Raw genomic sequence first — 25154 nt, 5'->3', positions numbered from 1 at the left:
CGTTGTCGGCCTTCCCGGCCCTTCCCACCCCCACATTCACCCCCTCATGCGAGATGCGAGCCACTGGGACGTCATGAAGATCCAAGACCTTCCGTATCCGGACCCCGGTGTACCCGACGCACGCTCCGGCCCCAGATTTCTGTGGTGGCTCTTCCGCAACCAGCTCGGCGGGCAGCTCACCGCCCTCGCCTGGGGACTGGTGCACTTCGTGGCCGTCTCCGGGCTGCCCTTCGGCGTCGGGTTCGCCGTCCAGGCCGTCGTCGACCGCTCGGGCCAGAAGCTGGCCCTCGCGGGCGGGCTGATGGTGCTGTGCGGCGTCGCCATCGCGCTCGGCGACAGCATGCTGCACCGGGCCGCGGTGACCAACTGGATCACGGCGGCCGCCCGGGTCCAGCAACTGCTGGCCCGCAGGACCGCCCAGTTGGGCTCCGCGCTGACGCGACGGGTCGCGGCCGGTGAGATCGTCGCCGTCTCCACCGGGGACGTGGAGAAGATCGGCTGGTTCGTCGAGGCCGTCTCCCGGTTCACCGCCGCCGCCCTGACCGTCGTCCTCGTCTGCGTCGGCCTCTACGTCTACCAGCCGGCACTCGGCATCGTCGTCGCCGTGGGCATCCCGGTCCTCGCCCTGGCGGTACTGCCGCTGCTGCCCAGGGCCACCCGGCGGGCCGACTTCCAGCGCGAGAAGGCGGGCCGCGCCACCGAACTGGCCTCGGACACCGTCGCGGGACTGCGGGTGCTGCGCGGTATCGGCGGCGAGGAACTCTTCCTCGACCGCTATCGCCGGGCCTCGCAGGAAGTACGGCACGCGGCCGTGCGCAGCGCCCGTATGTGGGCACTGATCTCGGCGATCCAGGTGCTGCTGCCGGGCCTGCTGATGGTCGCGGTCGTCTGGCACGGCGTACATCTGGCCAGGCAGGGCCGGATCACCGTCGGAGAACTGGTCACCGTGTACAGCGCGGTCATGCTGCTGTCGTATCCGCTGCGGCACTTCGAGGAGATCGCCATGGCGTACTCCTTCTCCCGACCCTCCGCGAAACGGGCCGCGCGGGTGCTTTCCCTGGAGCGCGCCACGGACACCGCCGGCTCACTCGACGCGATGGTGCCGGCCGGGGATCTGTACGACCCCGCGACCGGGCTGCTGGCACCCGCCGGGTGTCTGACCGCCGTGGTGTGCGGCGATCCGGACGCGGCGGGTCTGCTCGCGGAGCGGCTCGGCGGACATCCTTCCGAGAAGGGCACCTCGGCACTCCTCGGTGGCGTGCCGCTGGACGAACTGCCGCTCTCCAGCACCCGCACGGCCGTCCTCGTCCAGGACAAGGACCCTGTGCTGCTCTCCGGTTCGCTGCGCGAACTGCTCGACGTGCCCTCCTCGGGTGCGGTGAGCGCCGCCGACGCGCTGGCCGCCGCACAGTGCGGGGACGTGCTGGAGGCGCTCGTGCAGGGCTCGCTGGACGCGGAGGACCCCTTGGACGCGCGGATCACCGAGCGAGGACGGTCGTTGTCGGGCGGACAACGCCAACGCCTGGCGCTGGCCCGGTCGCTGATCACCGACCCCGAGGTGCTCGTACTCGACGAACCGACCTCGGCGGTCGACTCGCACACCGAGGCCCGGATCGCGGACGGGGTGCGGGAGTTGCGCGCCGGCCGGACGACGGTCGTGTTCACCTCCTCACCGCTGCTCCTCGACCATGCCGACCGGGTCGTGCTGGTCCACGACGGCGAGGTCGCGGCCGTCGGTGTGCACCGCGAACTGGTGAGCAAGGATCCGCGGTACCGGGCCGTGGTGACCCGGGAGACCGAGGACGAGGCGTCCGTCGGCGACGAGCTGGACGACCTGCGTGACCTGAACGAGCTGGAAGATCTGGAAGAACTCAAGGAAATCGGAGAGACGGCATGATCGGCGTGGCGCCACCGGCGTACGACCCGGCGGCCCCGACAACGGCGAGCACCCTGCCGGTCGGCGCCCCCGCGACCGTACGCGCCTACGTGGCCGAACTGTTCCGCAGGCACCGTCGTGCCTTCCTGCTCCTGGTCACGGTCAACACGGTCTCCGTCCTGGCCTCCATGGCCGGCCCCTACCTGCTGGGTGACCTCGTCGAGCGGGTCTCGGACCACACGCGGGAGCTCCATCTGGAGCTCACCGTCGGCCTGTTCGCCGCGGCGCTGGTCGTGCAGGCCGTGTTCGTACGGCAGGTGCGGTTGCGCGGTGCGATGCTCGGCGAGCGGATGCTGGCCGACCTGCGCGAAGACTTCCTCGTCCGGGCGGTCGGGCTGCCGCCGGGTGTCCTGGAGCGGGCGGGCACCGGTGACCTGCTCTCCCGCATCACGACCGACATCGACCGGCTCGCCAACGCGATGCGCGAGGCGGTGCCTCAGCTCGCCATCGGTGTGGTGTGGGCGGCGCTGTTGCTCGGCGGACTCGTCGTCACCGCGCCGCCGCTGGCGCCCGCCGTACTGCTCGCCGTGCCGCTGCTGGTGGTCGGCTGCCGCTGGTACTTCCGGCGCGCGCCCTCCGGCTACCGCGCGGAGGCCGCCGGGTACGCCGCTGTCGCCGCCGTGCTCGCGGAGACCGTGGACGCCGGGCGGACGATCGAGGCCCACCGCCTGGGCGACCGCCGGGTCGAGCTGTCGGACCGACGGGTCCGTGAGTGGACGGCCTGGGAGCGCTACACACTGTGGCTGCGGTGCGTGCTCTTCCCCGTCATCAACGCCACCCATGTGACCGTGCTGTGCTCGGTGCTCATGATCGGCGGGGTGTTCGTGCTCCAGGGCTGGATCGACGTGGGCCAGCTGACCACCAGCGCCCTGCTCGCCCAGATGCTCGTCGACCCGGTGGGAATCATCCTGCGCTGGTACGACGAGCTCCAGGTCGCCCAGGTGTCGCTGGCCCGGCTGGTCGGAGTCCGGGACATCGAGCCGGACGCCGGGGACTCCTCGCTGGCCCCGCAGGGCCGGGACGTGCACGCGGACCAGGTGCACTTCGGCTACCGGGAGGGTGTGGACGTACTGCGCAAGGTCTCCCTGGAGGTCGCGCCCGGCACCCGACTGGCTCTGGTGGGCCCCTCCGGCGCGGGCAAGTCCACGCTGGGCAGGCTGCTCGCCGGGATCTACGCCCCCAGGGCCGGCCGTATCACGATGGGCGGCGCCGAACTGTCCAGGATGCCCGCCGAGGAGGTCCGCTCGCACGTCGCGCTGGTCAACCAGGAGCACCACGTCTTCGTCGGCTCCCTGCGCGACAACCTGCTGCTCGCCCGCACGGACGCGGGGGACGCCGAGCTGTGGGCGGCGCTGGGCGCGGTCGACGCGGACGGCTGGGCCCGTGCGCTGGACGAGGGCCTGGACACCGAGGTCGGCTCGGGCGGGGCCACGCTCACCCCGGCGCAGGCCCAGCAGATCGCGCTGGCCCGGCTGGTCCTGGCCGACCCGCACACGCTGGTCCTGGACGAGGCGACCTCGCTCCTCGACCCGCGCGCGGCCCGTCATCTGGAGCGGTCCCTGGCCCGGGTCCTGGACGGCCGTACGGTCGTCGCCATCGCCCACCGGCTGCACACGGCCCATGACGCGGACGTCATCGCCGTCGTGGAGAACGGCCGGATCAGCGAGCTGGGCAGCCACGACGACCTGGTCGCGGCGGACGGGGCCTACGCGGCGCTGTGGCGGTCGTGGCACGGGTGAATCACCGGTGGCCGGGCATCGGGACGGGGCCGGTTCGGCGTCGTCCCGTTGCGCGGTCCCGACGATGAGTGGAACGCTGGAAGCGGCTGCCCGCCCCTGTGGGCGGCGCCGGGGCCGGTCCCCACGCACCTGGAGGTACCCGTGGACAGTGACGAGGGATGGGGAGACGACGTCTACCAGCCCGACGGATCCGAGGTACAGGACGACGCGGGTCTGCTGGACGCCGAGGACACCCTGGTCACCGACGGGGTCGATGACCCCCTCGACCGCGGCTGGTCCCCTCCGGACCGGCCCTGGGCGGTGGAGCGCTCCGGTGTGACGGCGGCGGAGCGTCGTCGGGGCGAGACCCTGGACCAGCGCCTTGCCGAGGAACTGCCGGACATCGCGGCACCGGACGGCGACGGCATCGGCGACTGCGCGGGGACCGACGGCGAGCCGCTGGACAACGAGGTGGGCGCCGCCCGCTCCGGCCGTCTGGTGGCCCCGAACGAGGGCGCGCACGAGGACGGGGAGAGCGGGCTGATCGCCACCGACGTGGGTATCGACGGCGCCGCGGCCTCGGCCGAGGAGGCCGCGATGCACATCGTCGACGAGGACGCCCTGTCCGGCTGACCGTCCCCCTGTCCCGAGGGCCCGGTGGGGCCGTCGAACGTTCGAACGAGGAGAACACTCATGCAGCAGGACAAGCAGCCCGCCTACCAGCCGGTCGTCTTCCGGGACCGGGCCGCCGGATACGCCTTCCTGACCCGGTCCACCGCGACGAGCGAACAGACCATCGAGTGGGACGACGGCGAGACGTACCCGGTCGTGGATGTGGAGATCTCCTCGGAGAGCCACCCGTTCTACACCGGCAAGGCCCGGACGGTGGACACCGAGGGCCGCGTCGCCGCGTTCGAACGGCGATACGGCGGCGCGGAGGGCAAGAGCTGAGACCACCGTCTCAGTAGCCGTTGTCCGGCGAACCGGCCTCAGATGAAGTTGAGCGCCGCCGCGCAGCCCACTCCCCCGAGCAGCATGAACGCCGGCATGAGCACCTTGAGCTCCACCCAGCTGCCCGCCCGGAACCGCAGCGCCTTCGGCGGACCGATCGGGTACCAGCGCTTGCGGCCGACCGGGATCGGCCACAGAACCGGGCAGCCGGACACCGTCAGCGCGTCCCCGATGTCGTGCACCAGCGCGCCGAGCACGATCGGCAGCCCGAGCCACAGGTACGTCTGCCCCGGGTCGGTGAACAGCCAGTCCGAGCCGTTGCCCGGCTTGTCCAGCACACCGGCCAGGATCCAGGCACTGGTCGCGGCCAGCAGCCAGACCAGGATGTCGGCGCTGGAGCCACGGGTCGCCCGCCACAGCAGGCCTTCGATGGCGAGCACGATGTGCACGAAGAGGAGCGCCAGCACTCCCCAGCGGCCCCCGGTGATCGCGACGGCGGAGGCGCCCGCGCCGATCAGGACCGCCCACAGCCAGGTGTGCGTCAGCGTCCGGTGCCCGCCCGAGCGGCGCGGATCGCCCTGCTTCTTCGTCGCCTTGTAGACGGCGTAGGAGAGCTTGTCGACGATCTCGCACAGTCCGCGCGAGATCGGTCCGAAGGCCCGCGAGATCGTCGCCGCCTTGTGGTCGAGATCCGGAGCGAGTGCCGCTCCGGCACAGATCAGGGCACCGACCAGGACCACCGGCCAGGGCATCGGCTTGCCCGCCGCGGCCGCGGCGGCTCCGACACCGAGCCAGGCAGCGGCCCCCGAGAGTGAGTGTGCTGGTCCCATCATGGCCGTTTCCCGCCCTATTCCTCGTACGCCGCTGTCCAGTTGACCGGGCGCGCTGACGCTCCGTCGGCGACACAGCGTAGCGGCCATGATCTTCGGACGGGCAGCCGATTCCCCCATCACCTGGGATCACAGGCAAGATGGGGGCGTGACCCTCATCGATCAGCTGCCGCAGACCGCAGACCCCGACGCCCTCTACGAAGCCTTCGAGTCGTGGGCCCAGGAGCGCGGTCTCACGCTCTACCCGCACCAGGAGGAGGCGCTGATCGAGGTGGTCTCGGGTGCGAACGTGATCGTGTCGACGCCCACCGGGTCCGGCAAGAGCATGATCGCGGCGGGTGCGCACTTCGCCGCGCTGGCCCGGGACGAGGTCACGTTCTACACCGCTCCGATCAAGGCCCTGGTCTCGGAGAAGTTCTTCGAGCTGTGCAAGATCTTCGGCACGGAGAACGTCGGCATGCTGACCGGCGACGCCTCCGTCAACTCCGATGCCCCCGTCATCTGCTGCACGGCCGAGGTGCTGGCCTCCATCGCGCTGCGCGACGGCAAACAGGCGGATGTCAACCAGGTAGTGATGGACGAGTTCCACTTCTACGCCGAGGGCGACCGCGGCTGGGCCTGGCAGATCCCGATCCTTGAGCTGCCGCAGGCGCAGTTCATCCTGATGTCGGCGACGCTGGGCGACGTCGCGATGTTCGAGAAGGACCTCACCCGCCGTACCGGCCGCCCGACCTCGGTGGTCCGCTCGGCGACCCGTCCGGTCCCGCTGTCGTACGAGTACAGGCTGACGCCCATGACCGAGACGCTGACGGAGCTGCTGGAGACGAGGCAGGCGCCCGTCTACATCGTGCACTTCACACAGGCGCAGGCGGTGGAGCGGGCGCAGGCGCTGATGAGTATCAACATGTGCACCCGTGAGGAGAAGGACAAGATCGCCGACCTGATCGGCAACTTCCGCTTCACCACCAAGTTCGGCCAGAACCTGTCCCGTTACGTCCGGCACGGCATCGGTGTCCATCACGCCGGCATGCTTCCCAAGTACCGCAGGCTGGTCGAGAAGCTTGCCCAGGCAGGCCTGTTGAAGGTCATCTGCGGCACCGACACCCTCGGCGTCGGCGTCAATGTGCCCATCCGTACGGTGCTGTTCACGGCGCTGACGAAGTACGACGGCAATCGCGTACGGACCCTGCGCGCGCGTGAGTTCCACCAGATCGCCGGCCGGGCGGGCCGCGCGGGCTTCGACACTGCGGGCTTCGTCGTCGCGCAGGCTCCCGAGCACGTCATCGAGAACGAGAAGTCGCTCGCCAAGGCGGGCGACGACCCGAAGAAGCGGCGCAAGGTGGTCCGCAAGAAAGCGCCCGAGGGTTTCGTCGGCTGGACGGAGGGCACCTTCGACAAGCTGATCACCTCCGACCCGGAGCCGCTGACCTCGCGCTTCCGGGTGACTCACACCATGCTGCTGTCGGTGATCGCCCGCCCCGGCAACGCCTTCGACGCGATGCGGCACCTTCTGGAGGACAACCACGAGCCGCGCAAGCAGCAGCTGCGGCACATCCGGCGCGCGATCGCCATCTACCGCTCGTTGCTGGACGGCGGTGTCGTCGAGAAGCTGGACGAGCCCGACCCGACGGGACGCATCGTGCGCCTGACGGTGGATCTCCAGCAGGACTTCGCGCTGAACCAGCCGCTGTCGACCTTCGCGCTGGCCTCGTTCGAGCTTCTGGACCCGGAGTCGCCGTCGTACGCCCTGGACATGGTGTCGGTCGTCGAGTCCACGCTGGACGACCCGCGCCAGATTCTCGCGGCCCAGCAGAACAAGGCGCGCGGCGAGGCCGTCGGGGCGATGAAGGCGGACGGCGTCGAGTACGAGGAGCGCATGGAGCGCCTCCAGGACGTCTCGTACCCGAAGCCGCTGGAAGAGCTGCTCTTCCACGCCTACGACACCTACCGCAAGAGCCACCCGTGGGTCGGCGATCATCCTCTCTCCCCCAAGTCCGTCATCCGTGACATGTACGAACGCGCCATGTCCTTCACCGAGTTGGTCTCCTACTACGATCTGGCCCGCACCGAGGGCATCGTGCTGCGCTATCTCGCCGGCGCCTTCAAGGCCCTCGACCACACCGTCCCCGACGACCTCAAGTCCGAGGACCTGCAGGATCTGATCGCCTGGCTGGGCGAGATGGTGCGCCAGGTCGACTCCAGCCTCCTGGACGAGTGGGAACAGCTCGCCAACCCGGAGGTGATGACCGCTGAGGAGGCCCAGGAGAGGGCTGACCAGGTCAAGCCGGTCACGGCCAACGCGCGGGCCTTCCGTGTGCTCGTCCGCAACGCCATGTTCCGCCGCGTCGAACTGGCCGCGCTCGACCAGGTGGGGGCCCTCGGCGAACTGGACGCGGAGGCAGGCTGGGACGCCGACGCGTGGGGTGAGGCGATGGACAGGTACTGGGACGAGTACGAGGACCTCGGCACCGGCCCCGACGCACGCGGCCCCCGGCTGCTGATGATCGAGGAGGAGCCGCAGAACAGGCTGTGGCGCGTCCGCCAGACCTTCGCCGACCCGAACGGCGACCACGACTGGGGAATCAGCGCGGAGGTCGACCTCGTGGCGTCCGACGCGGAGGGCCGTGCGGTCATCAAGGTAACGGCCGTCGGTCAGCTGTGAACACAGGAGAATCGCACCCATGACGAACGCAGCCGAGAGACTCGTCGACCTGCTGGACCTGGAGCAGATCGAGGTCAACATCTTCCGTGGCCGCAGCCCCGACGAATCCCTCCAACGGGTCTTCGGCGGCCAGGTGGCGGGCCAGGCGCTGGTCGCCGCCGGGCGCACCACGGACGGCGAGCGTCCGGTGCACTCGCTGCACGCGTACTTCCTGCGCCCGGGCCGTCCGGGCGTGCCCATCGTGTACCAGGTCGAACGGGTCCGTGACGGCCGGTCGTTCACGACCCGGCGGGTCACGGCCGTGCAGCAGGGCCGCACGATCTTCAATCTGACCGCCTCCTTTCACAAACCCGAGGAAGGCAGCTTCGAACATCAACTGCCGCCGGCCCGGAAGGTCCCCGATCCGGAGTCCCTGCCGAACGTCACCCAGGAGATCAAGGAGCATCTCGGCGCGCTGCCCGAGCAGTTCGAACGTATGGCGCGCCGTCAGCCCTTCGACATCCGTTATGTGGACCGATTGCTCTGGACCCCCGAGGAGGTCCAGCAGTTGGAACCGCGCAGCGCGGTGTGGATGCGCACCGTCGGCCCACTGGGGGACGACCCGCTCGTCCACACCTGCGCGCTGACGTACGCCAGCGACATGACGCTGCTGGACGCCGTCCGCCTGCCGGTGGAGCCCCTGTTCGGCCCGCGGACCTTCGACATGGCCTCGCTGGACCACGCCATGTGGTTCCACCGGCCGTTCCGCGCGGACGAGTGGTTCCTGTACGACCAGGAGTCACCCATCGCCACGGGTGGGCGCGGGCTGGCCCGCGGCCGGATCTACGACGTCGAGGGCAGGCTGCTCGTCTCCGTGGTCCAGGAGGGGTTGTTCCGGAAGCTGGGCTGAGCGTCGTCCGGCTCAGACCCGCGCGGCGCGCTTGCGGCCCCGTGCGGGTCGTGGGCTTCTGCCTCGCAGACGGCCCAACAGGCCGCGGGTTCGCTGCGGTACACCGGATTTCCCGGACACCTCCGGGCGGCCGTCCCGCAGCGGGGGCTCCGGCCTGGCGCGACCCTGTTCGGGAGCTTCGTGCGCGGGCGGGGTCTGTTCCGACGTAGGGCGCGGCGCGGGTCGGTGGTCGCGGGCCTCGGCGAGGGTTACGGTCAGGTCCGCGCGGAGCCAGAGGATCTCGTCCGGATCGTCCGCCGTCATGATCCGTTCAGCGAGACCGGCGGTGGGTGAACCCGGAACGCCGTGGGCCGGCTGCTGCGGCCGCAAGCGGTTCACATGGGCGCGTTCGTAGGGGTCGTCCACGATTTCCGCCACCTGGGCGGGGTCGAGGAAGGACGCCACGACCGCGGCCCGCGCCCACGGGTCGTCGGCCGCGCGGAGCAGGAATCCCAGTTGCCGTCCCCGCCAGTTGCGGGGCCTCAGGTCCAGGCCTGCTTCGAGTTGGTCCCGCAGGCTCCGCGAGGTGCGGCCGGTCAGCAGCGGGGCGCTGTCCTTGCCGGCGGCGAACTGCCGTAGTTCGTCCGCGAGATACAGCCACACCACGGCCCGGTAGCGATTGAGATAGAAGGTCACCGGTGTCACCAGGCCCAGTCGCGCCAGGCGGGTGAACCGGGTGGGCGTCACCTCCATGAGCTTCGCACCGTCGGCCGTGCCCACCGCTCGGACGCGTTGGCGCAGCGTCTCCGGGAAGTGTTCGTCGTTGCGCAGCCGGTGGATCTCGTCACGGTCGACGCGTCGGCCGCCGCCCCCTTCGTCGGGAACGGTCCGGACGCAACCGAGGTGGACCGCGAGATCGAACTCGCGCCGTTTCAAGCCCAGTTCACGTGCGGCACGGCTCGGTGCGAAGGGCGCTCCGGCGGTGCGGAGCGTGTCGGTGGGCGGTGTGGTGGCGGTCTGAGCGGGTCGCGTGATGCTGACGCCTGACATGGTCGGTCTCCCCCGTGGAGTGGATGGCCCGCACGGTGTGCGCCGGCCTCGGGAAAAACCGTATCCGGTTTGGCGGCCGGCCCGGCAAGGCTGTGGATAACTCTTGCCGGAACGCCATATCCGCAGGTCAGATGTCCGATGTCGGAATGTGTTCGGGTTGTCGGGCATCCACGTCGAGGTGTTCGCCGACCCGGTTGACGAGGAGTGTCATCTCGTAGGCGATCTGGCCGATGTCGGCCTCGGCGGCACTGAGCACGCACAGACAGCTGCCGGTGCCGGCCGCCGTGACGAACAGCACCGCGTCGTCGAACTCGATCATCGTCTGGCGCACCCGGCCCGCGCCGAAGTGGCGTCCCGAGCCTTTCGCCAGGCTGTGCAGGCCCGACGACACGGCGGCCAGATGCTCGGCGTCCTCACGTCGAAGTCCCGTGCTCGCGCCGGTCACCAGCCCGTCGTTCGACAGAACGAGCGCATGTCGTATGTGTTCGACACGCTCGGTCAGATCGTCGAGAAGCCAGCCAAGTCCTTGGTTCTCCGCCATGTTTCCGAATCTCCCCGTACGGCAGGTCCTCCAAGCCGAAGGATCCGGTCAGTCACACTTCCCCACGGCCGCCCTCCGAGCAAGCAGGATGGGCGCATGGCACACAAGATGACTGACGAGGAATGGCGGGCGTTCGTCTCGCACGGCACCCGCACCGGAAAACTGTCGAGCGTCCGCGCCGACGGGAGCCCGCACGTGGCCCCGATCTGGTTTCTACTCGACGGTGACGACCTGGTGTTCAACACGGGGAAGGACACGGTGAAGGGGCGCAACCTGGCCCGCGACGGCCGGATAGCGCTGTGCGTGGACGACGACCGGCCGCCCTTCGACTTCGTCGTGATCCAGGGCCGGGCGACGCTGTCGGAGGAGCTGGCCGACGTCCGGCACTGGGCCGCGCGCATCGGCGCGCGCTACATGGGCGAGGAGCGAGCCGAGGAGTTCGGTGCCCGCAACGGTGTTCCCGGGGAACTGCTCGTCCGCGTCCGCATCGAGAAGGTGCTGGCGCAGGCCGCCGTCGCCCACTGAGGAGGGGCGCGGCCCACCCGCGTACTCCTCGCCTCAGCTCACGGAGTCGAGCAGCCGGGCGGTGTGCATCCGCCCGGCGTACTCGACCAGTCGGATCAGCACTTCCTTGCCCGAGTCGCGGTCGCGGGCGTCGCAGAGCACCACGGGTGTGCCCTGGTCGAGGTCGAGGGCGCGCGACACGTCCTGAGCGTTGTAGGAGCGGGCGCCCGTGAAGCAGTTGACGGCCACCACGAACGGGATGTGGCGGTGCTCGAAATAGTCCACGGCGGGGAAGCAGTCCTCCAGTCGGCGGGTGTCCGCGAGGACGACGGCGCCGAGGGCGCCCTGCGAGAGTTCGTCCCACAGGAACCAGAAGCGGTCCTGGCCCGGCGTGCCGAAGAGGTACAGGGACAGCCCCGAGCGAATGGTGATGCGGCCGAAGTCCATGGCGACGGTCGTGGTGACCTTCTGGTCGACGCCGTCGGTGTCGTCCACCAACTGGCCTGCCTCACTCAGCAGTTCCTCGGTGCGCAGCGGCCTGATCTCACTGACCGCACCGACCAGGGTGGTCTTGCCCACGCCGAATCCGCCGGCGACCAGAATCTTCAGTGCCAGTGCGGACATGTCGTCCTCCGTGGCTTCGGGGTGCTCGGAGACCATCGATCACTTCTCTCGGGAGGGCCGGCATCGGTCGACGTTCATTGATGTGTACCGCGCTCCCGCGGTGGCTCCGCGCGCGGCGTCGCAGCGTGTGCGCGAGGTCGGCGTCACGGCAACGGCTTCTCCTGGCCAAGGAGTTGGGCCTCTCATCTACAGCGCCCTCAGTCCTTCGATCACCTCGCGCAGAATGCGTTCGTCGGGCAGCTGTGCGGGCGGCACCGGGCGGCTGACGGTGACACAGCCCAGTTCCAGGAGGTCGCCGAGCAGCACCCTCACCACCCCTACGGGGAGGTCGGCGTCCGCGGCGAGTTCGGCGACGGACTGTGTCTCCGTCCGGCACAGGTCGATGAGCGTCCGATGCTCGGGGCCGAGCGCGGTGTCGTCGTCCGTGCCGGGAGCGCCCGGGTCGAGCGTGACGAGCGCGATCAGGTCGAAGCGCACCCCCGTGGGGCCGGGTTTGGTGCGTCCGCCCGTCATGGCGTACGGGCGGACGAGGGGCCCGGCCTCGTTGTCGTACCACTGGCTGCCCGGCTCCCGCAGGGTGCCTGTCGTGTCCTCGGTCATCTGTGCGGAGTGCCCTCTCGCCTCATCCGGCTGCGGGCGGGCGGGCCGCTGCCCGCGGCGCCGTGTGAAGGTGCTCGCCCACGCGTTTCACCAGCCGCGCCATCTCGTACGCCACGAGACCTATGTCGGCGGTCACGGCGGTGAGCACCGCGAGGCAGGAGCCGTCGCCCGCGGCGGCGACGAAGAGGAAGCCGTCGTCCATCTCCACCATGGTCTGCCGCACGCCACCGGCGCCGAAGTGCCGTCCCGCGCCCTTGGCAAGGCTGTGGAAGCCCGAGGCGACGGCGGCGAGGTGCTCGGCGTCCTCGCGTTCGAGATCGGTGGAGGCGCCCACCGCGAGCCCGTCGTTGGACAGCACCACCGCGTGCCGTACCTCGCTGACGCGCAGTACGAGGTCGTCCAGCAGCCAGTCGAGTTCGCCGGAGCGCCGCTCCGCCCTCGTGCCCGGATCCTTGATCATGCGCGGTCTCCTTCACTGCTGTCTCTGCCGGTTTCGGAACCTCGGGCGGCTCCGCGGCCGGGTGATCTGCCGCCGCCTCGCACCCAGCCGGCGTGGTACGCCGCCATGCGGTCTCGTACGGCCTCCGGGGTGCGCTTCTCCTCGTTGCCCGGACCCGGCGTCCGAGGCGGCTCCGCCGGGCGCTGTTCCCGGAGTTGAGGAGCGAGGTGCGCCTGGCGGACGCGCCGCGGGAGGTCGTCGCTCTCCTCCGCGTCGCCGGGGTCCTCGGGAGGACGGTGCAGCCGCAGGGCGGTGACTCCTGGTGGTGGGGTTTCGGAGGCGGACTCCGCCACGGCCTGTACGGGAGCCACGAGTGCGGGGCGGTCCGCCGACGCCCGCACCGGCTCCTGGGACGGGGCGGTGGCAGCGGGCACGCGCGCGTACTCGCGCTCGACTGCTCGTTCCCGGTCCACCGCCGCGCGGGGCGAGCGTTCCGCCGCGCCGCCGTGCAGCAGTGCCGTGGGCAGCAGGACGACCGCGGTGGTCCCGCCGTAGGGAGAGGTCCGCAGGTGCACCTTGATGCCGTGCCGCGCGGCGAGCCTGCTGACCACGAAGAGCCCGAGCCGGTCGCTGTCGAACAGGTCGAGCGTCTCGGACTGTTCGATGCGGCGGTTCGCCTCCGCGAGGGTCTCCCGGCCCATCCCGAGCCCCCGGTCCTCGACCTCCACCGCGTAGCCGTTGCCGACCGGCTCGCCGGTGACGCGTACCCGGGTGTGCGGGGGTGAGAACTGGGCGGCGTTCTCGACGATCTCGGCCAGGAGATGCGTGAGGTCGGCGACGGCGGCGCCGGTGACGGCCGCCTCGGGGAATTGGCGTACCTCCACGCGCGCGTAGTCCTCGACTTCGGAGACGGCGGCGCGGACCACGTTCGTCAGGGAGACCGGCAGACGCCAGGCCCGGCCGGGCGCCGCTCCGGAAAGGATGATCAGGCTCTCCGCGTGGCGCCGCATACGGGTGGTGAGGTGGTCCAGCCGGAACAGGTCGCTCAGTTCGTTCGGGTCGTCGGACCTGCGCTCCATGCTGTCCAGGAGGCTCAGTTGGCGGTGGACGAGGACCTGGCTGCGACGCGCGAGGTTGACGAAGACCCCGGAGATGCCGCTGGCGAGTTCCGCGCGTTCCACGGCGGCCCGCAACGCGGCCCGGTGCACGGTGGCGAGGGCCTCCGCGACCTGCTCGGTCTCGTCCTCGGCCGGCGCTCCGGGGGGTGCCTCGGCCCGGATGTCGATCTCCTCTCCCGCGCGCAGCCTCAGCATGGCCTGCGGGAGTTTGTGGCGGGCGATCTCCAGGGCGCTGTTGCGCAGACTCACCAGCTCGACCACGAGGCCGCGTCCGATGCGTACGGAGATCACCAGGGAGGCGAGGACGGAGGCTAGGCCGAAGAGCACCGCGGCGCCGGCCGGGGTGAGCAGGCCCCGGGCGAAGGGATCGGCCCGGTGCGCGACGTCGTTGCCCGCGTCCGTCTCGATGGCTCGCATTCCGCCCTGCACGCGCGCGTGTGTCCTGGCCCAGGTCGCTTCGGGTGCGGCGACGATCGCCCTGACGCCGGGGCGGACACCGAGCACCTTGTCCTCGACGGCGGCCAACGTGGCGTACGCGTTGCCCGCCGCGAGGGTCTGCCAGCTGGTGCGCTCCGGGCCTCGCAGGTCCGGGGCGGTGGCTTCCAGAAGGTTACGGCGCGTGTCGACGGCTCCGGTGAAGAGGCGCAGCCGCTGTCCGTCGAGCCGACCGGCGAGCCGCGCCCCGGCGAGAACGGTGTCCTCCTGGGCCAACGCCTCTCCCGCGCGGGAGAATTCGAGCAGTACGCGCGCGTCGGAGCCGAGTTGGGCGTCCTGGATGCCGGTGAGCGCACCGCCTACGGCGAAGGCTTCGGAGATGCTTTCGGTGTACCGCGCGTACGTCTCGGCCCATCCCGTGCGGCGGTCGAGCACCGACGCTCGCAGCGTGCTCAGTTGTTCGACGCCGACGACGAAGGTTTCCAGTCGCTCCGCGACTCCGGCGGGCAGTTCCTCGCTGTCGGCGACGGTGTTGCGCTCGCCGAGGCGAAGCTTCGCCACGGTCCGGTCGGTGTGCTCCCCGAGCGTCCTGAGTTCGGGTCCCGGGACGGCGGCCGGATCGGTGGCGCGGCGTACGGCGGCCTCGCGTTCGGCCTGGAGCGCGGCGACGGCGGCGGCGATCGGGGCGCGCACCTGGGAGTCGACGCGCTGCGACTGCCGCAGCCGGGCGACGTCCTGGGCCGTGGTGACGGTGGCGTAGGCCCACAGCGCGAGCAGCGAGACAACCGGCACCATCAGCAGGCAGACGATCTTGGCGCGGACGGTTCCTGGCCGCAACCGCCTGCGTCCCGCGCGCGAGGGCACCTCGTCGGGCAGGGTGCCGAGCAACTCGTCGGAGCCTTCGTCGGCCGGCGGACCGGCGTGCGCGCGTCGTCCGCGCGTCGGGGGCGGGGGCGCCGTCCCGGCGCCGGGTATCGAGGTCCTTCGGGGTGTGCGCATGGCCTCCTCGCTCGTGGTGGTTCGGGGTCTGCCCGTGGGTCGTCGACGGCGGCGGCGCGTCACTGACGGGCGGCGACGCTGCCGACCGGTCGCTGGGCGGACGCGGATTCCTGGCGTTCGCCGGCCGTCGGCGACAGGGCGACGAACGCCGAGGTCAGGAAGAGGTAGGACCCGAGGCCGACGGCGAGGGGGAAGATGAACTGCATCGCCGTGGCCCCGGGCAGCGTCTCGCCGGAGGGCGTGACGTCCACGTGCACCGCGAACATCCCGGTGTAGTGCATGCTGCTGACGGCCGCCCCCATGACGAGCGAGGCGACGGTCACCGCCATCGGCGACTTGATGTTCAGAGCCGCCCACAGGGCCGCGGTGGCCGCGACGACGGCGATCACCACGGAGAGCGCGACGAGCGCCGGGTCGTACTTCACGTCGCCGTGCAGGCGTACCGCGGCCATGCCGAGGTAGTGCATGCTCGCCACGCCGAGCCCGGTGGTGAGTCCGCCGACAAAGAGGGCGCGGGATCGGTCGTGTCCGTAGCCGACGGCGAAGACTCCGGTGGAGACGACGGCCATGGCGACGAGGAGACTGAGGATCGTCAGCGGCACGTCGTAACGGATGTCGGTGCCGCCGACGCTGAAGCCGAGCATGGCCACGAAGTGCATGGTCCAGATGCCGGTGCCGATCGCGGAGGCCGCGGTGAAGAGCCAGTTGCGGCGCGAGCGCCCGGTCGCGCCGAGCGCGCGGACGGTGCAGCGCAACCCGAGGGCGGCGCCTGTGCAGGCCATCACGTATGACAGTGCGGGGGTCAGCCAGCCGAAGGCGGCGTGGTCCAGGTGTCCCATGACCAGGGGACGCTAGTGGGGGCATGGGCGCACACCGGGGGCGCATTTCGAAAGGTATTGAAATATGGCAGGGAAATGCGCCTGAACGATCGCGTCCAGCTCGAACATGCGCGCCCTGGGGTACTTCGCGTCTGTACGGGATCATGCGGAACATGAGCGACGACCACACACACGTCCAGGAGTTCTTCACCGTCCGCGCGGCCGACTGGGACAGCAGATTCCCCGACGACGGGCCCGCCTACGCCGCCGCGGTCGCCGACCTGGGGCTGCGTGAGGGGTCCCGTGTGCTGGACGCGGGCTGTGGCACCGGGCGCGCCCTGAAGCCGCTGCGTGCCGCCGTGGGACCCTCGGGAGTGGTCCTGGGCGCGGATCTGACCCCGGCCATGCTGGAGGCCGCGCTTCGGGCCGGACGGGGCCTTGACGGACAGCTGCTGCTCGCCGACGCGGCGGCCCTTCCCCTGCGTTCGGAGTCGCTCGACGCCGTGTTCGCGGCGGGCCTGATCGCGCATCTGCCGCGTCCTGGCGAGAATCTGCGGGAACTCGCGCGCGTGGTGCGCCCCGGCGGCACCCTGGCGCTGTTCCACCCGGTCGGCAGAGCCGCACTGGCTGCCCGGCAGGGCCGGCGAATCACCTCGCGGGACCTGCGGGCGGAGGCGAATCTGGGTCCACTGCTGGCCGGTGCGGGATGGCACATGACGTCGTACGTGGACGAGGACGCACGATTTCTGGCGCTGGCCGTGCGCCCGGGCTGACCGAGGCCCTCGTCGTGCGGGGCGGCGTCACCGCTGATGCCCTCTTCTGCCGTGGGCGCCGCGACTCTACGTTGGACAGCGGCAGGTGGACGCTCAGCCATGGCAACCACACAGGGGGAAGGTGGTCCGCGTGTTCGGCGGTATCCATGAATCGATCACGAGGTTCCTCCGATCCTGGCGCTCGGAAGCGGAAGGGAGCGCGAGGCGGAAGGAACCCGCACACAATCTCTTCGAGGCGGCTGCCGTGTATGTGTCGGCGTGCGCGGAGGACGACCAGGACCGGATGGACGAGGCCGTGGCCTGGGTGTCCCCGGAGGCACTGTCGTTCGGGGTGAACGAGCTGGCGTGCCGTGCCGTCATCGCGCTGGCCAGAGAGCGCGACGAGTCGCCGCGGACGGTGGCCCGGGAACTCCTCGGGCTGCCGACGACCTGACCGAAGCGGGTACATCCGGTCGATTCCCCCTGCCCGGCGGGAAAGCAGCAGCTCCGGGAGGGGTGGGAGTCGTGACAACAGCCTTCCGATCGGATTAGGGTGCGCGCCGACGGAAGAACCGATGGGGAGGCTGGGATGGCAGAGACGGACGAGGAAGCCGTCGCCACCGCGGACGACGCGCTCTACGTGCTCACTGCGGCGCTGCTGACGCCCGCGCAGTTCCCGAGCGTGCTGGGCGACGACTATCCGGAGGCATGTGCGGCGCTCGGACTGGCGCCTCTGGCCGACGGTTACGGGCTGGTGCTCGGCCAGGACGGCGACGGTGCGCGATGGACCGTCGCCATCGACGACGTCTCCCTGGTCGCGGTCGCGATCGCGTCGTGGGACTGCGGAATGGAATACGACCTGTCGCCGGAGGAGCACACGGTCGTCGCGGCTCTGCCCGGCTGGCCTCTCGCCGTGGCCGTCGCGGCTCCCGACGTCCCCGCCCCGCACGACCCGGGCCCCGAGGTCGCGGACCGGCCGCCACTCGCTCCGCCGGACACCACCTCATGGGGCCCTGCCCAGCGCCGTCTGGGCGCCGACGAGATCGCGCGCCAGTGGGCGACCTGGCGGGAGCAGCTCGGTGACGAGGACTTCGCTCCTGCGGGTGGTGGGGCGGCCGCGTCCGGGAGTGAACCGGTGACGGCCGAGGCGGACACGGGCCGGGCCGCGGAGACCGCGGGCACGTCCGAGGTGGGCGCGGCACCTGCCGAAGCCACCCCGGGGCAGGCGGGCGGCGGCGTGAAGCGACCCGCCGCGGGCATCCGGCGCGTCATGGCGGAGGCACGGGCGTACGTGGAGACACCGCCGCCCCTCGGCCGTGTCCGCTCCTCCTTCGCTCCGGGCGACGCGCGGACTCTGCGGGCCGACGGTCCCGGCTGGTCGATGGTGGCAAGAACCGACGACATCGCGTTCGTCCTGCTCGACGACCAGCCCGGAGAGGTACTGCCGGTGGGCCGGGGCCCGGAGCTGCCCGGTCTCCTGGAAGCGCTCGACAAGATGGCCGTACGCCCCAGTTGAGCGCGTCGGTACTCCAGGCGCTTTTGCGGGCCCTTCGGAGGGTCAGCGGCAGTGGGCGCGGGACATCGGGCGACGCCCCCTCAGCGACCGATCTCCTTGCGTGTGACGCGGCGCAGCCTGCGCCGCTGGGCGGGGTCCAGCGTGAGGTAGGCGGCTGCCGGGACTCCCAGCACTATCAGCAGCGCGGCCCACCACGGCAGCCAGAACAACAGGATGATCCCGACTGCCACGCCCCCTGCGGCGATCTTCGCGTTCCTCGACATGAGTGTCGCCTCCTTCGCGGCCAGTGCCGCTCTCTGCTCTGAAAAACGGGCCCGCGCCTCGCACGGTTCCGGACCACGCCCCTGAGACGTCCCTGAGATTCGACCCCTACTCGCCCCTGAGGGGCTCTCCCACCTCGTACATGTGCCGCAGGGCCTGCCGGTGCGAGTCGACGAGCCCTGTCTCCGTAAAGGGCATACCCACCTCACGGCAGTAGGCGCGCACCGTCGGCCGGGCGAGCCGCAGATGGGTGCGGGGCATGCTCGGAAGAGATGGATCGGGCCGACCTGAGGAAACGTACGAAACGGCGCCCGTGGCGACCCTGGCACCACCACCCGTCTCCCGGCGGGAGAATTCCCTGGTGCCATCAGGGGTGCTGTACCCTCGGCGACGCGTACCCCCAGTAGTCAAGTTTGAGGAATGCCCATCACCGTGCAGAGGATTCCCGCGGCGACGCCGTCCGAGATCTCCGAACTGGCCGGCTGCTGTGCCGTGTTCGTACCCGGCGATCCGGCCCGCACCGGCCGGGTGGCGTTCTGGCGACCCGACGGCGCCGCCCCGCCCGCCGTGTCCGCTGGAACCGTCGACGACCTGACCGTGGTCCTGGCCGGAGACCGGGGTGTCGAGCGGACAGCGGTGACCGCCGTCCTGCTCCCGGTGGGTGCCGCGTTGCCGGTCCTCACGCGGGCGCGTGCCGCCGCGCACGGGCACAGGGCGACGGCGTTCTGGGGTACGGCCGCCGTTGTCGCCCTGCAACTGGCCGCGCGCGGACTGCTGCTGCCCGGCCTCTCCGCGGCGGACCACGACGCCTGGCGGGCCGGACCGCTCGGCGCGGCGGACATGGAACGCGTTCGCGAACTCGCCGCCGCGATGCCCCCGGAGGCGCATGCCGTGCCCTTGGAGGACACGGAGCCGCCACGGCTTCCCGACCCCGAGCGGCTGCTGCGGGCCTTTCTGGACGCCGTGGCCGACGCGCTGCCCCGCTCCCCCGCCGCCTCCCTCGCCGCGGGCGGGACCACCTACGCGGCGCGGGAACCGCGACAGGTGCCGGAACAGCGCGTGTGGGCCGCGGAGGTCGCCGCCGGGCACGACGCGGGGGTGCGGATCTCACTGCGGGTGGAGGTACCTGGGCTGGCATCGGCCGGGCCGGACGAGACAGCCCTGCGGTTCCGTGCCGTGCTCCAGGTGCACAGCGTGAGCGAGCCCGGACTGGTCGCGGACGCGGCCGAGGTGTGGGCTTCGGCCGGCGCACCCGGCCGATCCTTCGGCCCCCGCGCGCGGATGGACGCCCTGCTCGCGCTGCGCCGTGCGGCCCGGACCTGGCCGCCACTCACGCCTCTGCTCTCCGCGACCGTGCCGGACGCCGTCGAACTGGCCGACGAGGAGATCACCGAGTTGCTCGGGGAAGGTGCCCGCACCCTGTCCCTCGCCGGGGTGGAGGTGCACTGGCCCAGGGAGCTGGCCCGCAAGCTGACCGCCCGCGCGGTCATCGGGCCGCCCGACGAGGACACGGGCCCCGGGAAAGTCGCGTCGGACACTCCGTCGTTCCTGTCCGCCGACGCGCTGCTCGGCTTCAACTGGCGGTTCGCACTCGGCGACCGGCAACTCACCCGCGAGGAGCTGGACCGGCTCGCCGAGGCGAACCGGCCCGTGGTCAGGCTGCGCGACCAGTGGGTCCTCGTGGACCCCCAGGAGATCCGCCGCGCCCACGCGCAGCAGGACCGCAAGGTCACGCCTGTCGACGCGCTCAGCGCCGCCCTGACGGGTTCCACGGAGGTCGACGGCCGATCGGTCGAGGTACGGCCCACCGGGTGGCTGGCGACCCTCCGGGACCGCATCTCGGACCCGGAGGCGCAGGACCCGGTCGGTCAGCCGGCCTCGCTCGACGCCACGCTGCGCGACTACCAGCTGCGGGGCCTGAACTGGCTGGCCCGGATGACGTCCCTGGGTCTCGGGTGCTGTCTGGCCGACGACATGGGCCTCGGCAAGACGATCACCCTGATCGCACTGCATCTGCACCGGCAGACGGACCGGTCGGCCGCCGGGCCCACCCTCGTCGTCTGCCCGACGTCCCTGATGGGCAACTGGCAGCGCGAGATCGAGCGGTTCGCGCCCGGGACGCCCGTACGCCGCTTCCACGGGTCGCGGCGCGACCTGGAGTCCCTGGTCGACGGCGAGTTCGTACTCACCACGTACGGGACGATGCGCCTGGACGCCCGGCGGCTGGCCGAGGCGCCCTGGGGTCTGGTCGTGGCGGACGAGGCACAGCACGTCAAGAACCCCTACTCCGACACGGCGCGGGAGCTGCGTTCCATCGGTGCACGCGCACGCGTGGCGCTCACCGGCACCCCGGTGGAGAACAACCTGTCGGAACTGTGGGCGATCCTCGACTGGACGACCCCGGGTCTGCTGGGCCGGCTCGGCACCTTCCGTGCGCGGTACGCGCAGTCCGTCGAGGGCGGCCAGGACCCGGCCGCCGCCCAGCGGCTGGCCCGCCTCGTACGCCCGTTCCTGCTTCGGCGGCACAAGTCGGACCCTGGCATCGCACCCGAGTTGCCGCCGAAGACGGAGACCGACCGCGCCGTGTCGCTCACCAAGGAGCAGGCGGGGCTGTACGAGGCGGTGGTGCGGGAGACGCTCGCGGAGATCTCCGCCGCCGGCAGCATGGCCCGACGTGGGCTGATCATGAAGCTGCTGACCGGCCTGAAGCAGATCTGCAACCATCCGGCGCAGTTCCTCAAGGAGGACCGCCCGAAGATCGCGGGACGCTCCGGAAAGCTGGAGCTCCTGGACGAACTGCTCGGCACCATCCTCTCCGAGGGAGCGAGCGTTCTGGTCTTCACCCAGTACGTGCAGATGGCACGGCTGTTGGAACGGCATCTGACGGCGCGCGGGGTGCCCTCGCAGTTCCTCCACGGCGGTACGCCCGTCGCGGAACGCGAGGCGATGGTGGAGCGTTTCCAGGAAGGCGAGGTACCCGTCTTCCTGCTGTCGTTGAAGGCCGCCGGCACGGGCCTGAACCTGACAAGGGCCGAGCACGTAGTGCACTACGACCGCTGGTGGAACCCCGCGGTCGAGGCCCAGGCCACCGACCGCGCGTACCGCATCGGCCAGAGCCGTCCCGTTCAGGTGCACCGTCTGATCGCCGAGGGCACGATCGAGGACCGTATCGCCGAGATGCTGGACCGCAAGCGGGCACTGGCCGACGCGGTGCTCGGCTCGGGTGAGGCGGCGCTCACCGAGCTCACGGACACGGAACTGGCCGATCTGGTGCGGCTGCGAGAGGGGACGTGATGAGTCGGCACGGCGGTGACGAGTACGAGGGTGACCACGACGGTGAGGCGCCCGGCGGCGCCGTGGCCGGGGCCGACCTTGAACGTACGTTCGCCGCGCTCCCTCCCCCGCCGGGGCGCGGATTCGCGGAGACGTGGTGGGGGCGCGCGTGGCTGAAGTCGCTGGAGGACGCGGCGTTGGACGCCGAACAGGTGCGGGTGGGCCGTCGGCTCGCCCGTGCGGGGGCGGTGGGTGCCGTCTCGGTGCGCCCAGGACGTATCACCGCCGTCGTCCTTGACCGCGACCGCACCGCGCACCGGTCCGACGTCCTGCTGCAGGAGCTGTCCGCCGAACAGTGGGACCGCTTCCTGGACATGGCGGTCGAGCGGGCCGGCCATATCGCGGCCCTGCTCGACCGGGACATGCCCTCGCAACTGGTGGAGGACTCCGCTGCCGCCGGAGTCGAACTCCTGCCCGGCATGGGTGATCTGGAGCCGCGGTGCGACTGCGACGCCTGGGACCACTGCGGTCATACGGCCGCTCTCTGCTATCAGGTGGCGCGGCTGCTGGACCAGGACCCGTTCGTCCTGCTGCTGATGCGGGGACGCGGCGAACGCGCCCTGCTGGACGACGTCCAGAGTCGCGGCACCGTCCCCGCCGAGGTGCCCAGCGGGCCGGAGGGTGTGGACGGGGCCGAGGCGTACGCGGCCGGGAGCGTCCTCCCGGCGCTGCCCGCCCTGCCCCCGCTGCCCGAGATCCCCGGCACACCGCCGGCCCTGGACACCGACACGCCGCCCGCGCCCGGGGTGGACCCCGGCGCGCTGGAGTTCCTGGCCGCGCGGACGGCCGTAGAGGCACACCGGCTGCTCGCCGAGGCGCTCGCGGACGGTCATGAACGGCGGCCTTCGGAAGCGGAGTTGACGGTCGGCCAGGACGCGGTGCGACTGGCCGTGGGCGGTCCTCCGGAGGTTTCGGACCGTCTCGCCGAGGGGTCTGGGCGCAGTCGGGAGCAGTTGGCGTCGGCTGTGCGCGCCTGGCGGGTCGGGGGCGTGGCAGCCCTGTCGGTCCTGGAGGAGGAGTGGACGGTCGGGGGCGAACAGCTAGCCCGCGCGCGTGCCGCGATCGACTCCGCCTGGGACGAGGACGAGCGGCCGACGCTGCGGGCGGCTCGCAACCGGTGGACCGTGCTCGGCGCCGAGAGCCAGTTGCGCCTGGGGCGTGACGGCCGCTGGTGGCCGTACCGGAAGCACGGCGGCAGGTGGGTGCCCGCCGGCCGAGCAGCTCAGGACCCGGCGACCGCGCTCGCTTCGATGGAGCACATAACCGTGGAAGAGCCTGGCTGAAGGCACCGCCGTCCGCCGGGACCTACTTCGAGTTCGGCCGCCTTCACGACCTGGCTCTGGTACGCCGCGTCACCGACCTGCGGAAGGAGCGAGTCCAGGTCACTCGGGAACTCGCTCGGCAGCTCCGTCGGGAAGCCGGACGGAAGGTCGGTGGGGAGCCCGGACGGCAGCGTGGGCAGCCTGGTGGGGAGTTCGGTGGGCAGTGCCGTCGGGATACCGAGGGAGGGCTCGGTGGTACGGCTCGGACTGCGGCTGCCCTCGGGCGGATTCCTGTCCGGGCCGCTGTCGCCGCCGGACACCATGAGCACCACGGCGACGACAGCTGCGACCGCGACGACGGCGGCGATCAGGATGAGGAGAGGACCCGGCCTCCCGCCGGGTCCCCGGTGTCCGCCCGGGTGGTCCGCGCTTCCGTGACCTCCCCCGGAGTGCGGGCCGAAGCCCCCGGGAGGCGGGCCGAAGCCCCCGCCCGGAGGCGGACTGTCCCCCGGAGGCCCGGGCGGTTGGGGCGGTACGGGCGGCATGGCCATACCGTCCAGAGTCGCCGCGAACCGGTCAGCACGCGACCCCCACACGGAAGTTGATACGGACTCATGCCATGGACCGCATGATTCCGGAGCAATCCGAGCCAGGATCGGCCACAGAGGACCAACCGCGGCGCGGTTGTCCACGCCGGCGACCGGGGACCCCCTCAGAAGACAGGCGCCCCCGGAACGCGACTCAGCCTCGCGCACCCAGCAGATGGTCCATGGCCAGCTGGTCGAGCTGCTCGAAGGCCATCCCGCGCGCGGCCGTGGCGTCCACGTCGAACTCCTCGAACGCCGAGCGGTCGGCGAGCAGCCCCTGGAGGCCGTCCGCCGCCGTCTGCTGCGCCAGCTCGTCCAGCCGCGAGGCGCGCAGGGCCGCCTGGACCTCCGGGTCGGCACGGAAGGCGGCGGCCCGCTCCTTCAGGATCAGGTAGTTGCGCATGCAGCCGGCCGCCGAAGCCCACACGCCGTCGAGGTCCTCGGTCCTCGGGGGCTTGAAGTCGAAGTGCTTCGGGCCCGCGTAACCGGCGCTCTCCAGAAGGTCGACCAGCCAGAAGGCGGCACGCAGGTCGCCGGCGCCGAAGCGCAGGTCCTGGTCGTACTTGATGCCGGACTGGCCGTTGAGGTCGATGTGGAAGAGCTTGCCCGCCCACAGGGCCTGGGCGATGCCGTGCGGGAAGTTCAGCCCGGCCATCTGCTCGTGCCCGACCTCGGGGTTGACGCCGTACATCTCCGGGCGCTCCAGGCGCTCGATGAAGGCCAGGGCATGGCCGACCGTCGGCAGCAGGATGTCGCCGCGCGGCTCGTTCGGCTTGGGCTCGATCGCGAACTTCAGGTCGTAGCCCTGGGCGACCACGTACTCGCCGAGGAGGTCGAAGGCCTCCTTCATGCGGTCGAGGGCGACGCGTACGTCCTTGGCGGCGCCGGATTCGGCGCCTTCCCGGCCGCCCCAGGCGACGTAGGTCTCCGCGCCGAGTTCGACCGCGAGGTCGATGTTGCGGATCGTCTTGCGCAGCGCGTAGCGGCGCACGTCACGGTCGTTCGCGGTGAAGGCGCCGTCCTTGAAGACGGGGTGCGTGAAGAGGTTGGTGGTGGCCATCGGTACGCGCATACCGGTCGCGTCGAGGGCCTGGCGGAAGCGCTTGATGTGCGACTCGCGCTCGGTGTCCGAGGACCCGAAGGGGATCAGGTCGTCGTCGTGGAAGGTCACTCCGTGAGCACCGAGCTCGGACAGGCGCTGCACCGTCTCGACCGGGTCGAGCGCACGGCGGGTGGCGTCGCCGAACGGGTCCCGTCCCTGCCAGCCGACGGTCCACAGGCCGAAGGTGAACCTGTCCTCGGGGGTGGGCTGGTAGTTCATGCCGCGGCTCCTTGCGTTTGCTCCGACTA

The 25154-nt window shown here is 71.3% G+C and carries 23 protein-coding genes and 1 pseudogene; 12 read left to right on the top strand and 12 right to left on the bottom strand.

All coding sequences use genetic code 11. From position 1 onward, the window contains the following. Positions 1-73: 73 nt before the first annotated feature. The 4 genes from PV734_RS00745 to PV734_RS00730 all read left to right on the top strand — a co-directional run bounded on the left by PV734_RS00745 (position 74) and on the right by PV734_RS00730 (position 4605). Positions 74-1897 carry an ABC transporter ATP-binding protein gene (locus PV734_RS00745; protein WP_319091510.1) on the top strand — a complete coding sequence of 608 codons (1824 nt, stop codon included), beginning with the start codon at positions 74-76 and terminating at the stop codon, positions 1895-1897. Continuing rightward, positions 1894-3675, top strand: coding sequence for an ABC transporter ATP-binding protein (locus PV734_RS00740; protein ID WP_319288495.1), 1782 nt, complete (start codon positions 1894-1896; stop codon positions 3673-3675). Before PV734_RS00745 ends, PV734_RS00740 begins: the two co-directional genes overlap by 4 nt. A gap of 141 nt (positions 3676-3816) precedes the next feature. After that, positions 3817-4287 (top strand): DUF5709 domain-containing protein, encoded by a 471-nt coding sequence (locus PV734_RS00735; protein ID WP_319091508.1) that lies wholly within the window; start codon positions 3817-3819, stop codon positions 4285-4287. Between the two features lie 60 nt (positions 4288-4347). Next, entirely contained in the window at positions 4348-4605 is a 258-nt protein-coding gene (locus PV734_RS00730; protein ID WP_319091507.1) for a type B 50S ribosomal protein L31, read from the top strand. Between the two features lie 38 nt (positions 4606-4643). Here the strand turns inward: PV734_RS00730 and PV734_RS00725 are convergent, their stop codons facing one another. Further along, complete coding sequence (locus tag PV734_RS00725) at positions 4644-5438, bottom strand: metal-dependent hydrolase (RefSeq protein ID WP_319091506.1); 795 nt, start codon at positions 5436-5438, stop codon at positions 4644-4646. A gap of 145 nt (positions 5439-5583) precedes the next feature. Between PV734_RS00725 and PV734_RS00720 the strand changes: the two genes are divergently transcribed. Together PV734_RS00720 and PV734_RS00715 are read left to right on the top strand one after the other, a co-directional pair. Continuing rightward, positions 5584-8097: a DEAD/DEAH box helicase gene (locus PV734_RS00720; protein ID WP_319091505.1), complete on the top strand. Its 2514-nt coding sequence runs from the start codon at positions 5584-5586 to the stop codon at positions 8095-8097. A 19-nt stretch (positions 8098-8116) separates the two neighbouring features. Next, positions 8117-8986 (top strand): acyl-CoA thioesterase II, encoded by an 870-nt coding sequence (locus PV734_RS00715; RefSeq protein WP_319091503.1) that lies wholly within the window; start codon positions 8117-8119, stop codon positions 8984-8986. A gap of 12 nt (positions 8987-8998) precedes the next feature. Here the strand turns inward: PV734_RS00715 and PV734_RS00710 are convergent, their stop codons facing one another. Continuing rightward, a complete protein-coding gene (locus PV734_RS00710) occupies positions 8999-10015 on the bottom strand; it encodes a DUF6397 family protein (protein ID WP_319288494.1) in 1017 nt (338 codons plus the stop codon). 127 nt (positions 10016-10142) lie between these two features. Beyond that, complete coding sequence (locus tag PV734_RS00705; RefSeq protein ID WP_319091501.1) at positions 10143-10556, bottom strand: roadblock/LC7 domain-containing protein; 414 nt, start codon at positions 10554-10556, stop codon at positions 10143-10145. 96 nt (positions 10557-10652) lie between these two features. Between PV734_RS00705 and PV734_RS00700 the strand changes: the two genes are divergently transcribed. After that, positions 10653-11081 carry a PPOX class F420-dependent oxidoreductase gene (locus PV734_RS00700; RefSeq protein ID WP_319091500.1) on the top strand — a complete coding sequence of 143 codons (429 nt, stop codon included), beginning with the start codon at positions 10653-10655 and terminating at the stop codon, positions 11079-11081. Positions 11082-11114: 33 nt separating this feature from the next. Here PV734_RS00700 and PV734_RS00695 read toward each other — a convergent pair whose 3' ends face one another. The 5 genes from PV734_RS00695 to PV734_RS00675 all read right to left on the bottom strand — a co-directional run bounded on the left by PV734_RS00695 (position 11115) and on the right by PV734_RS00675 (position 16114). Next, positions 11115-11720: an ATP/GTP-binding protein gene (locus PV734_RS00695; RefSeq protein WP_319091499.1), complete on the bottom strand. Its 606-nt coding sequence runs from the start codon at positions 11718-11720 to the stop codon at positions 11115-11117. Positions 11721-11870: 150 nt separating this feature from the next. After that, positions 11871-12284 (bottom strand): DUF742 domain-containing protein, encoded by a 414-nt coding sequence (locus PV734_RS00690; RefSeq protein WP_319288493.1) that lies wholly within the window; start codon positions 12282-12284, stop codon positions 11871-11873. Positions 12285-12306: 22 nt separating this feature from the next. After that, entirely contained in the window at positions 12307-12744 is a 438-nt protein-coding gene (locus PV734_RS00685) for a roadblock/LC7 domain-containing protein (protein WP_006382676.1), read from the bottom strand. Then, the gene (locus PV734_RS00680) at positions 12741-15275 is read right to left on the bottom strand and encodes a nitrate- and nitrite sensing domain-containing protein (protein WP_319288492.1); all 2535 of its coding nucleotides are present in this window, start codon (positions 15273-15275) and stop codon (positions 12741-12743) included. The genes PV734_RS00685 and PV734_RS00680 overlap by 4 nt, the downstream gene beginning before the upstream one ends. Before the next feature lie 59 nt (positions 15276-15334). Further along, the gene (locus PV734_RS00675) at positions 15335-16114 is read right to left on the bottom strand and encodes an MHYT domain-containing protein (RefSeq protein ID WP_319288491.1); all 780 of its coding nucleotides are present in this window, start codon (positions 16112-16114) and stop codon (positions 15335-15337) included. Positions 16115-16266: 152 nt separating this feature from the next. On the opposite strand from PV734_RS00675, the gene PV734_RS00670 reads away from it, so the two are divergent. From PV734_RS00670 to PV734_RS00660, 3 genes are all read left to right on the top strand, one after another. Continuing rightward, positions 16267-16866, top strand: coding sequence for a class I SAM-dependent methyltransferase (locus PV734_RS00670; RefSeq protein ID WP_319091495.1), 600 nt, complete (start codon positions 16267-16269; stop codon positions 16864-16866). Between the two features lie 130 nt (positions 16867-16996). Then, positions 16997-17299: a hypothetical protein gene (locus PV734_RS00665; RefSeq protein WP_319091494.1), complete on the top strand. Its 303-nt coding sequence runs from the start codon at positions 16997-16999 to the stop codon at positions 17297-17299. 135 nt (positions 17300-17434) lie between these two features. After that, positions 17435-18361 (top strand): hypothetical protein, encoded by a 927-nt coding sequence (locus PV734_RS00660; protein ID WP_319288490.1) that lies wholly within the window; start codon positions 17435-17437, stop codon positions 18359-18361. A gap of 80 nt (positions 18362-18441) precedes the next feature. Here the strand turns inward: PV734_RS00660 and PV734_RS00655 are convergent, their stop codons facing one another. Together PV734_RS00655 and PV734_RS00650 are read right to left on the bottom strand one after the other, a co-directional pair. Next, the gene (locus PV734_RS00655) at positions 18442-18624 is read right to left on the bottom strand and encodes a hypothetical protein (protein ID WP_319091491.1); all 183 of its coding nucleotides are present in this window, start codon (positions 18622-18624) and stop codon (positions 18442-18444) included. Positions 18625-18730: 106 nt separating this feature from the next. Then, positions 18731-18889 (bottom strand): annotated as a pseudogene (locus tag PV734_RS00650) (acyl-CoA desaturase); the annotation flags it as partial. A gap of 165 nt (positions 18890-19054) precedes the next feature. Between PV734_RS00650 and PV734_RS00645 the strand changes: the two are divergent. Both PV734_RS00645 and PV734_RS00640 read left to right on the top strand, forming a co-directional pair. Beyond that, positions 19055-21916: an SNF2-related protein gene (locus PV734_RS00645; RefSeq protein WP_415924133.1), complete on the top strand. Its 2862-nt coding sequence runs from the start codon at positions 19055-19057 to the stop codon at positions 21914-21916. Continuing rightward, positions 21916-23238: an SWF or SNF family helicase gene (locus PV734_RS00640; protein ID WP_415924132.1), complete on the top strand. Its 1323-nt coding sequence runs from the start codon at positions 21916-21918 to the stop codon at positions 23236-23238. The genes PV734_RS00645 and PV734_RS00640 overlap by 1 nt, the downstream gene beginning before the upstream one ends. Here PV734_RS00640 and PV734_RS00635 read toward each other — a convergent pair. Together PV734_RS00635 and xylA are read right to left on the bottom strand one after the other, a co-directional pair. Continuing rightward, a complete protein-coding gene (locus PV734_RS00635; RefSeq protein ID WP_319288488.1) occupies positions 23178-23768 on the bottom strand; it encodes a hypothetical protein in 591 nt (196 codons plus the stop codon). The two genes, PV734_RS00640 and PV734_RS00635, sit on opposite strands and share 61 nt — an antisense overlap. Before the next feature lie 190 nt (positions 23769-23958). Further along, positions 23959-25125: a xylose isomerase gene (xylA, locus tag PV734_RS00630; RefSeq protein WP_319091487.1), complete on the bottom strand. Its 1167-nt coding sequence runs from the start codon at positions 25123-25125 to the stop codon at positions 23959-23961. Positions 25126-25154 lie beyond the last annotated feature (29 nt).

Source organism: Streptomyces sp. AK08-02 (genome assembly GCF_033795085.1).
Classification (GTDB): Bacteria; Actinomycetota; Actinomycetes; order Streptomycetales; family Streptomycetaceae; genus Streptomyces; species Streptomyces echiniscabiei.
This window is presented reverse-complemented; position numbering and strand designations above follow the sequence as displayed.

What these genes read in the sequence shown, in the direction of transcription:
- PV734_RS00675 (WP_319288491.1), bottom strand. Translation starts at nt 16,114, where the DNA reads ATGGGACACCTGGACCACGCCGCCTTCGGCTGGCTGACCCCCGCACTG.
- PV734_RS00685 (WP_006382676.1), bottom strand. Translation starts at nt 12,744, where the DNA reads ATGATCAAGGATCCGGGCACGAGGGCGGAGCGGCGCTCCGGCGAACTC.
- PV734_RS00680 (WP_319288492.1), bottom strand. Translation starts at nt 15,275, where the DNA reads ATGCGCACACCCCGAAGGACCTCGATACCCGGCGCCGGGACGGCGCCC.
- PV734_RS00715 (WP_319091503.1), top strand. Translation starts at nt 8,117, where the DNA reads ATGACGAACGCAGCCGAGAGACTCGTCGACCTGCTGGACCTGGAGCAG.
- PV734_RS00725 (WP_319091506.1), bottom strand. Translation starts at nt 5,438, where the DNA reads ATGATGGGACCAGCACACTCACTCTCGGGGGCCGCTGCCTGGCTCGGT.
- PV734_RS00695 (WP_319091499.1), bottom strand. Translation starts at nt 11,720, where the DNA reads ATGGTCTCCGAGCACCCCGAAGCCACGGAGGACGACATGTCCGCACTG.
- PV734_RS00730 (WP_319091507.1), top strand. Translation starts at nt 4,348, where the DNA reads ATGCAGCAGGACAAGCAGCCCGCCTACCAGCCGGTCGTCTTCCGGGAC.
- PV734_RS00710 (WP_319288494.1), bottom strand. Translation starts at nt 10,015, where the DNA reads ATGTCAGGCGTCAGCATCACGCGACCCGCTCAGACCGCCACCACACCG.
- PV734_RS00740 (WP_319288495.1), top strand. Translation starts at nt 1,894, where the DNA reads ATGATCGGCGTGGCGCCACCGGCGTACGACCCGGCGGCCCCGACAACG.
- PV734_RS00635 (WP_319288488.1), bottom strand. Translation starts at nt 23,768, where the DNA reads ATGGCCATGCCGCCCGTACCGCCCCAACCGCCCGGGCCTCCGGGGGAC.
- PV734_RS00655 (WP_319091491.1), bottom strand. Translation starts at nt 18,624, where the DNA reads ATGTCGAGGAACGCGAAGATCGCCGCAGGGGGCGTGGCAGTCGGGATC.
- PV734_RS00705 (WP_319091501.1), bottom strand. Translation starts at nt 10,556, where the DNA reads ATGGCGGAGAACCAAGGACTTGGCTGGCTTCTCGACGATCTGACCGAG.
- PV734_RS00670 (WP_319091495.1), top strand. Translation starts at nt 16,267, where the DNA reads ATGAGCGACGACCACACACACGTCCAGGAGTTCTTCACCGTCCGCGCG.
- PV734_RS00700 (WP_319091500.1), top strand. Translation starts at nt 10,653, where the DNA reads ATGGCACACAAGATGACTGACGAGGAATGGCGGGCGTTCGTCTCGCAC.
- PV734_RS00745 (WP_319091510.1), top strand. Translation starts at nt 74, where the DNA reads ATGAAGATCCAAGACCTTCCGTATCCGGACCCCGGTGTACCCGACGCA.
- PV734_RS00640 (WP_415924132.1), top strand. Translation starts at nt 21,916, where the DNA reads ATGAGTCGGCACGGCGGTGACGAGTACGAGGGTGACCACGACGGTGAG.
- xylA (WP_319091487.1), bottom strand. Translation starts at nt 25,125, where the DNA reads ATGAACTACCAGCCCACCCCCGAGGACAGGTTCACCTTCGGCCTGTGG.
- PV734_RS00690 (WP_319288493.1), bottom strand. Translation starts at nt 12,284, where the DNA reads ATGACCGAGGACACGACAGGCACCCTGCGGGAGCCGGGCAGCCAGTGG.
- PV734_RS00660 (WP_319288490.1), top strand. Translation starts at nt 17,435, where the DNA reads ATGGCAGAGACGGACGAGGAAGCCGTCGCCACCGCGGACGACGCGCTC.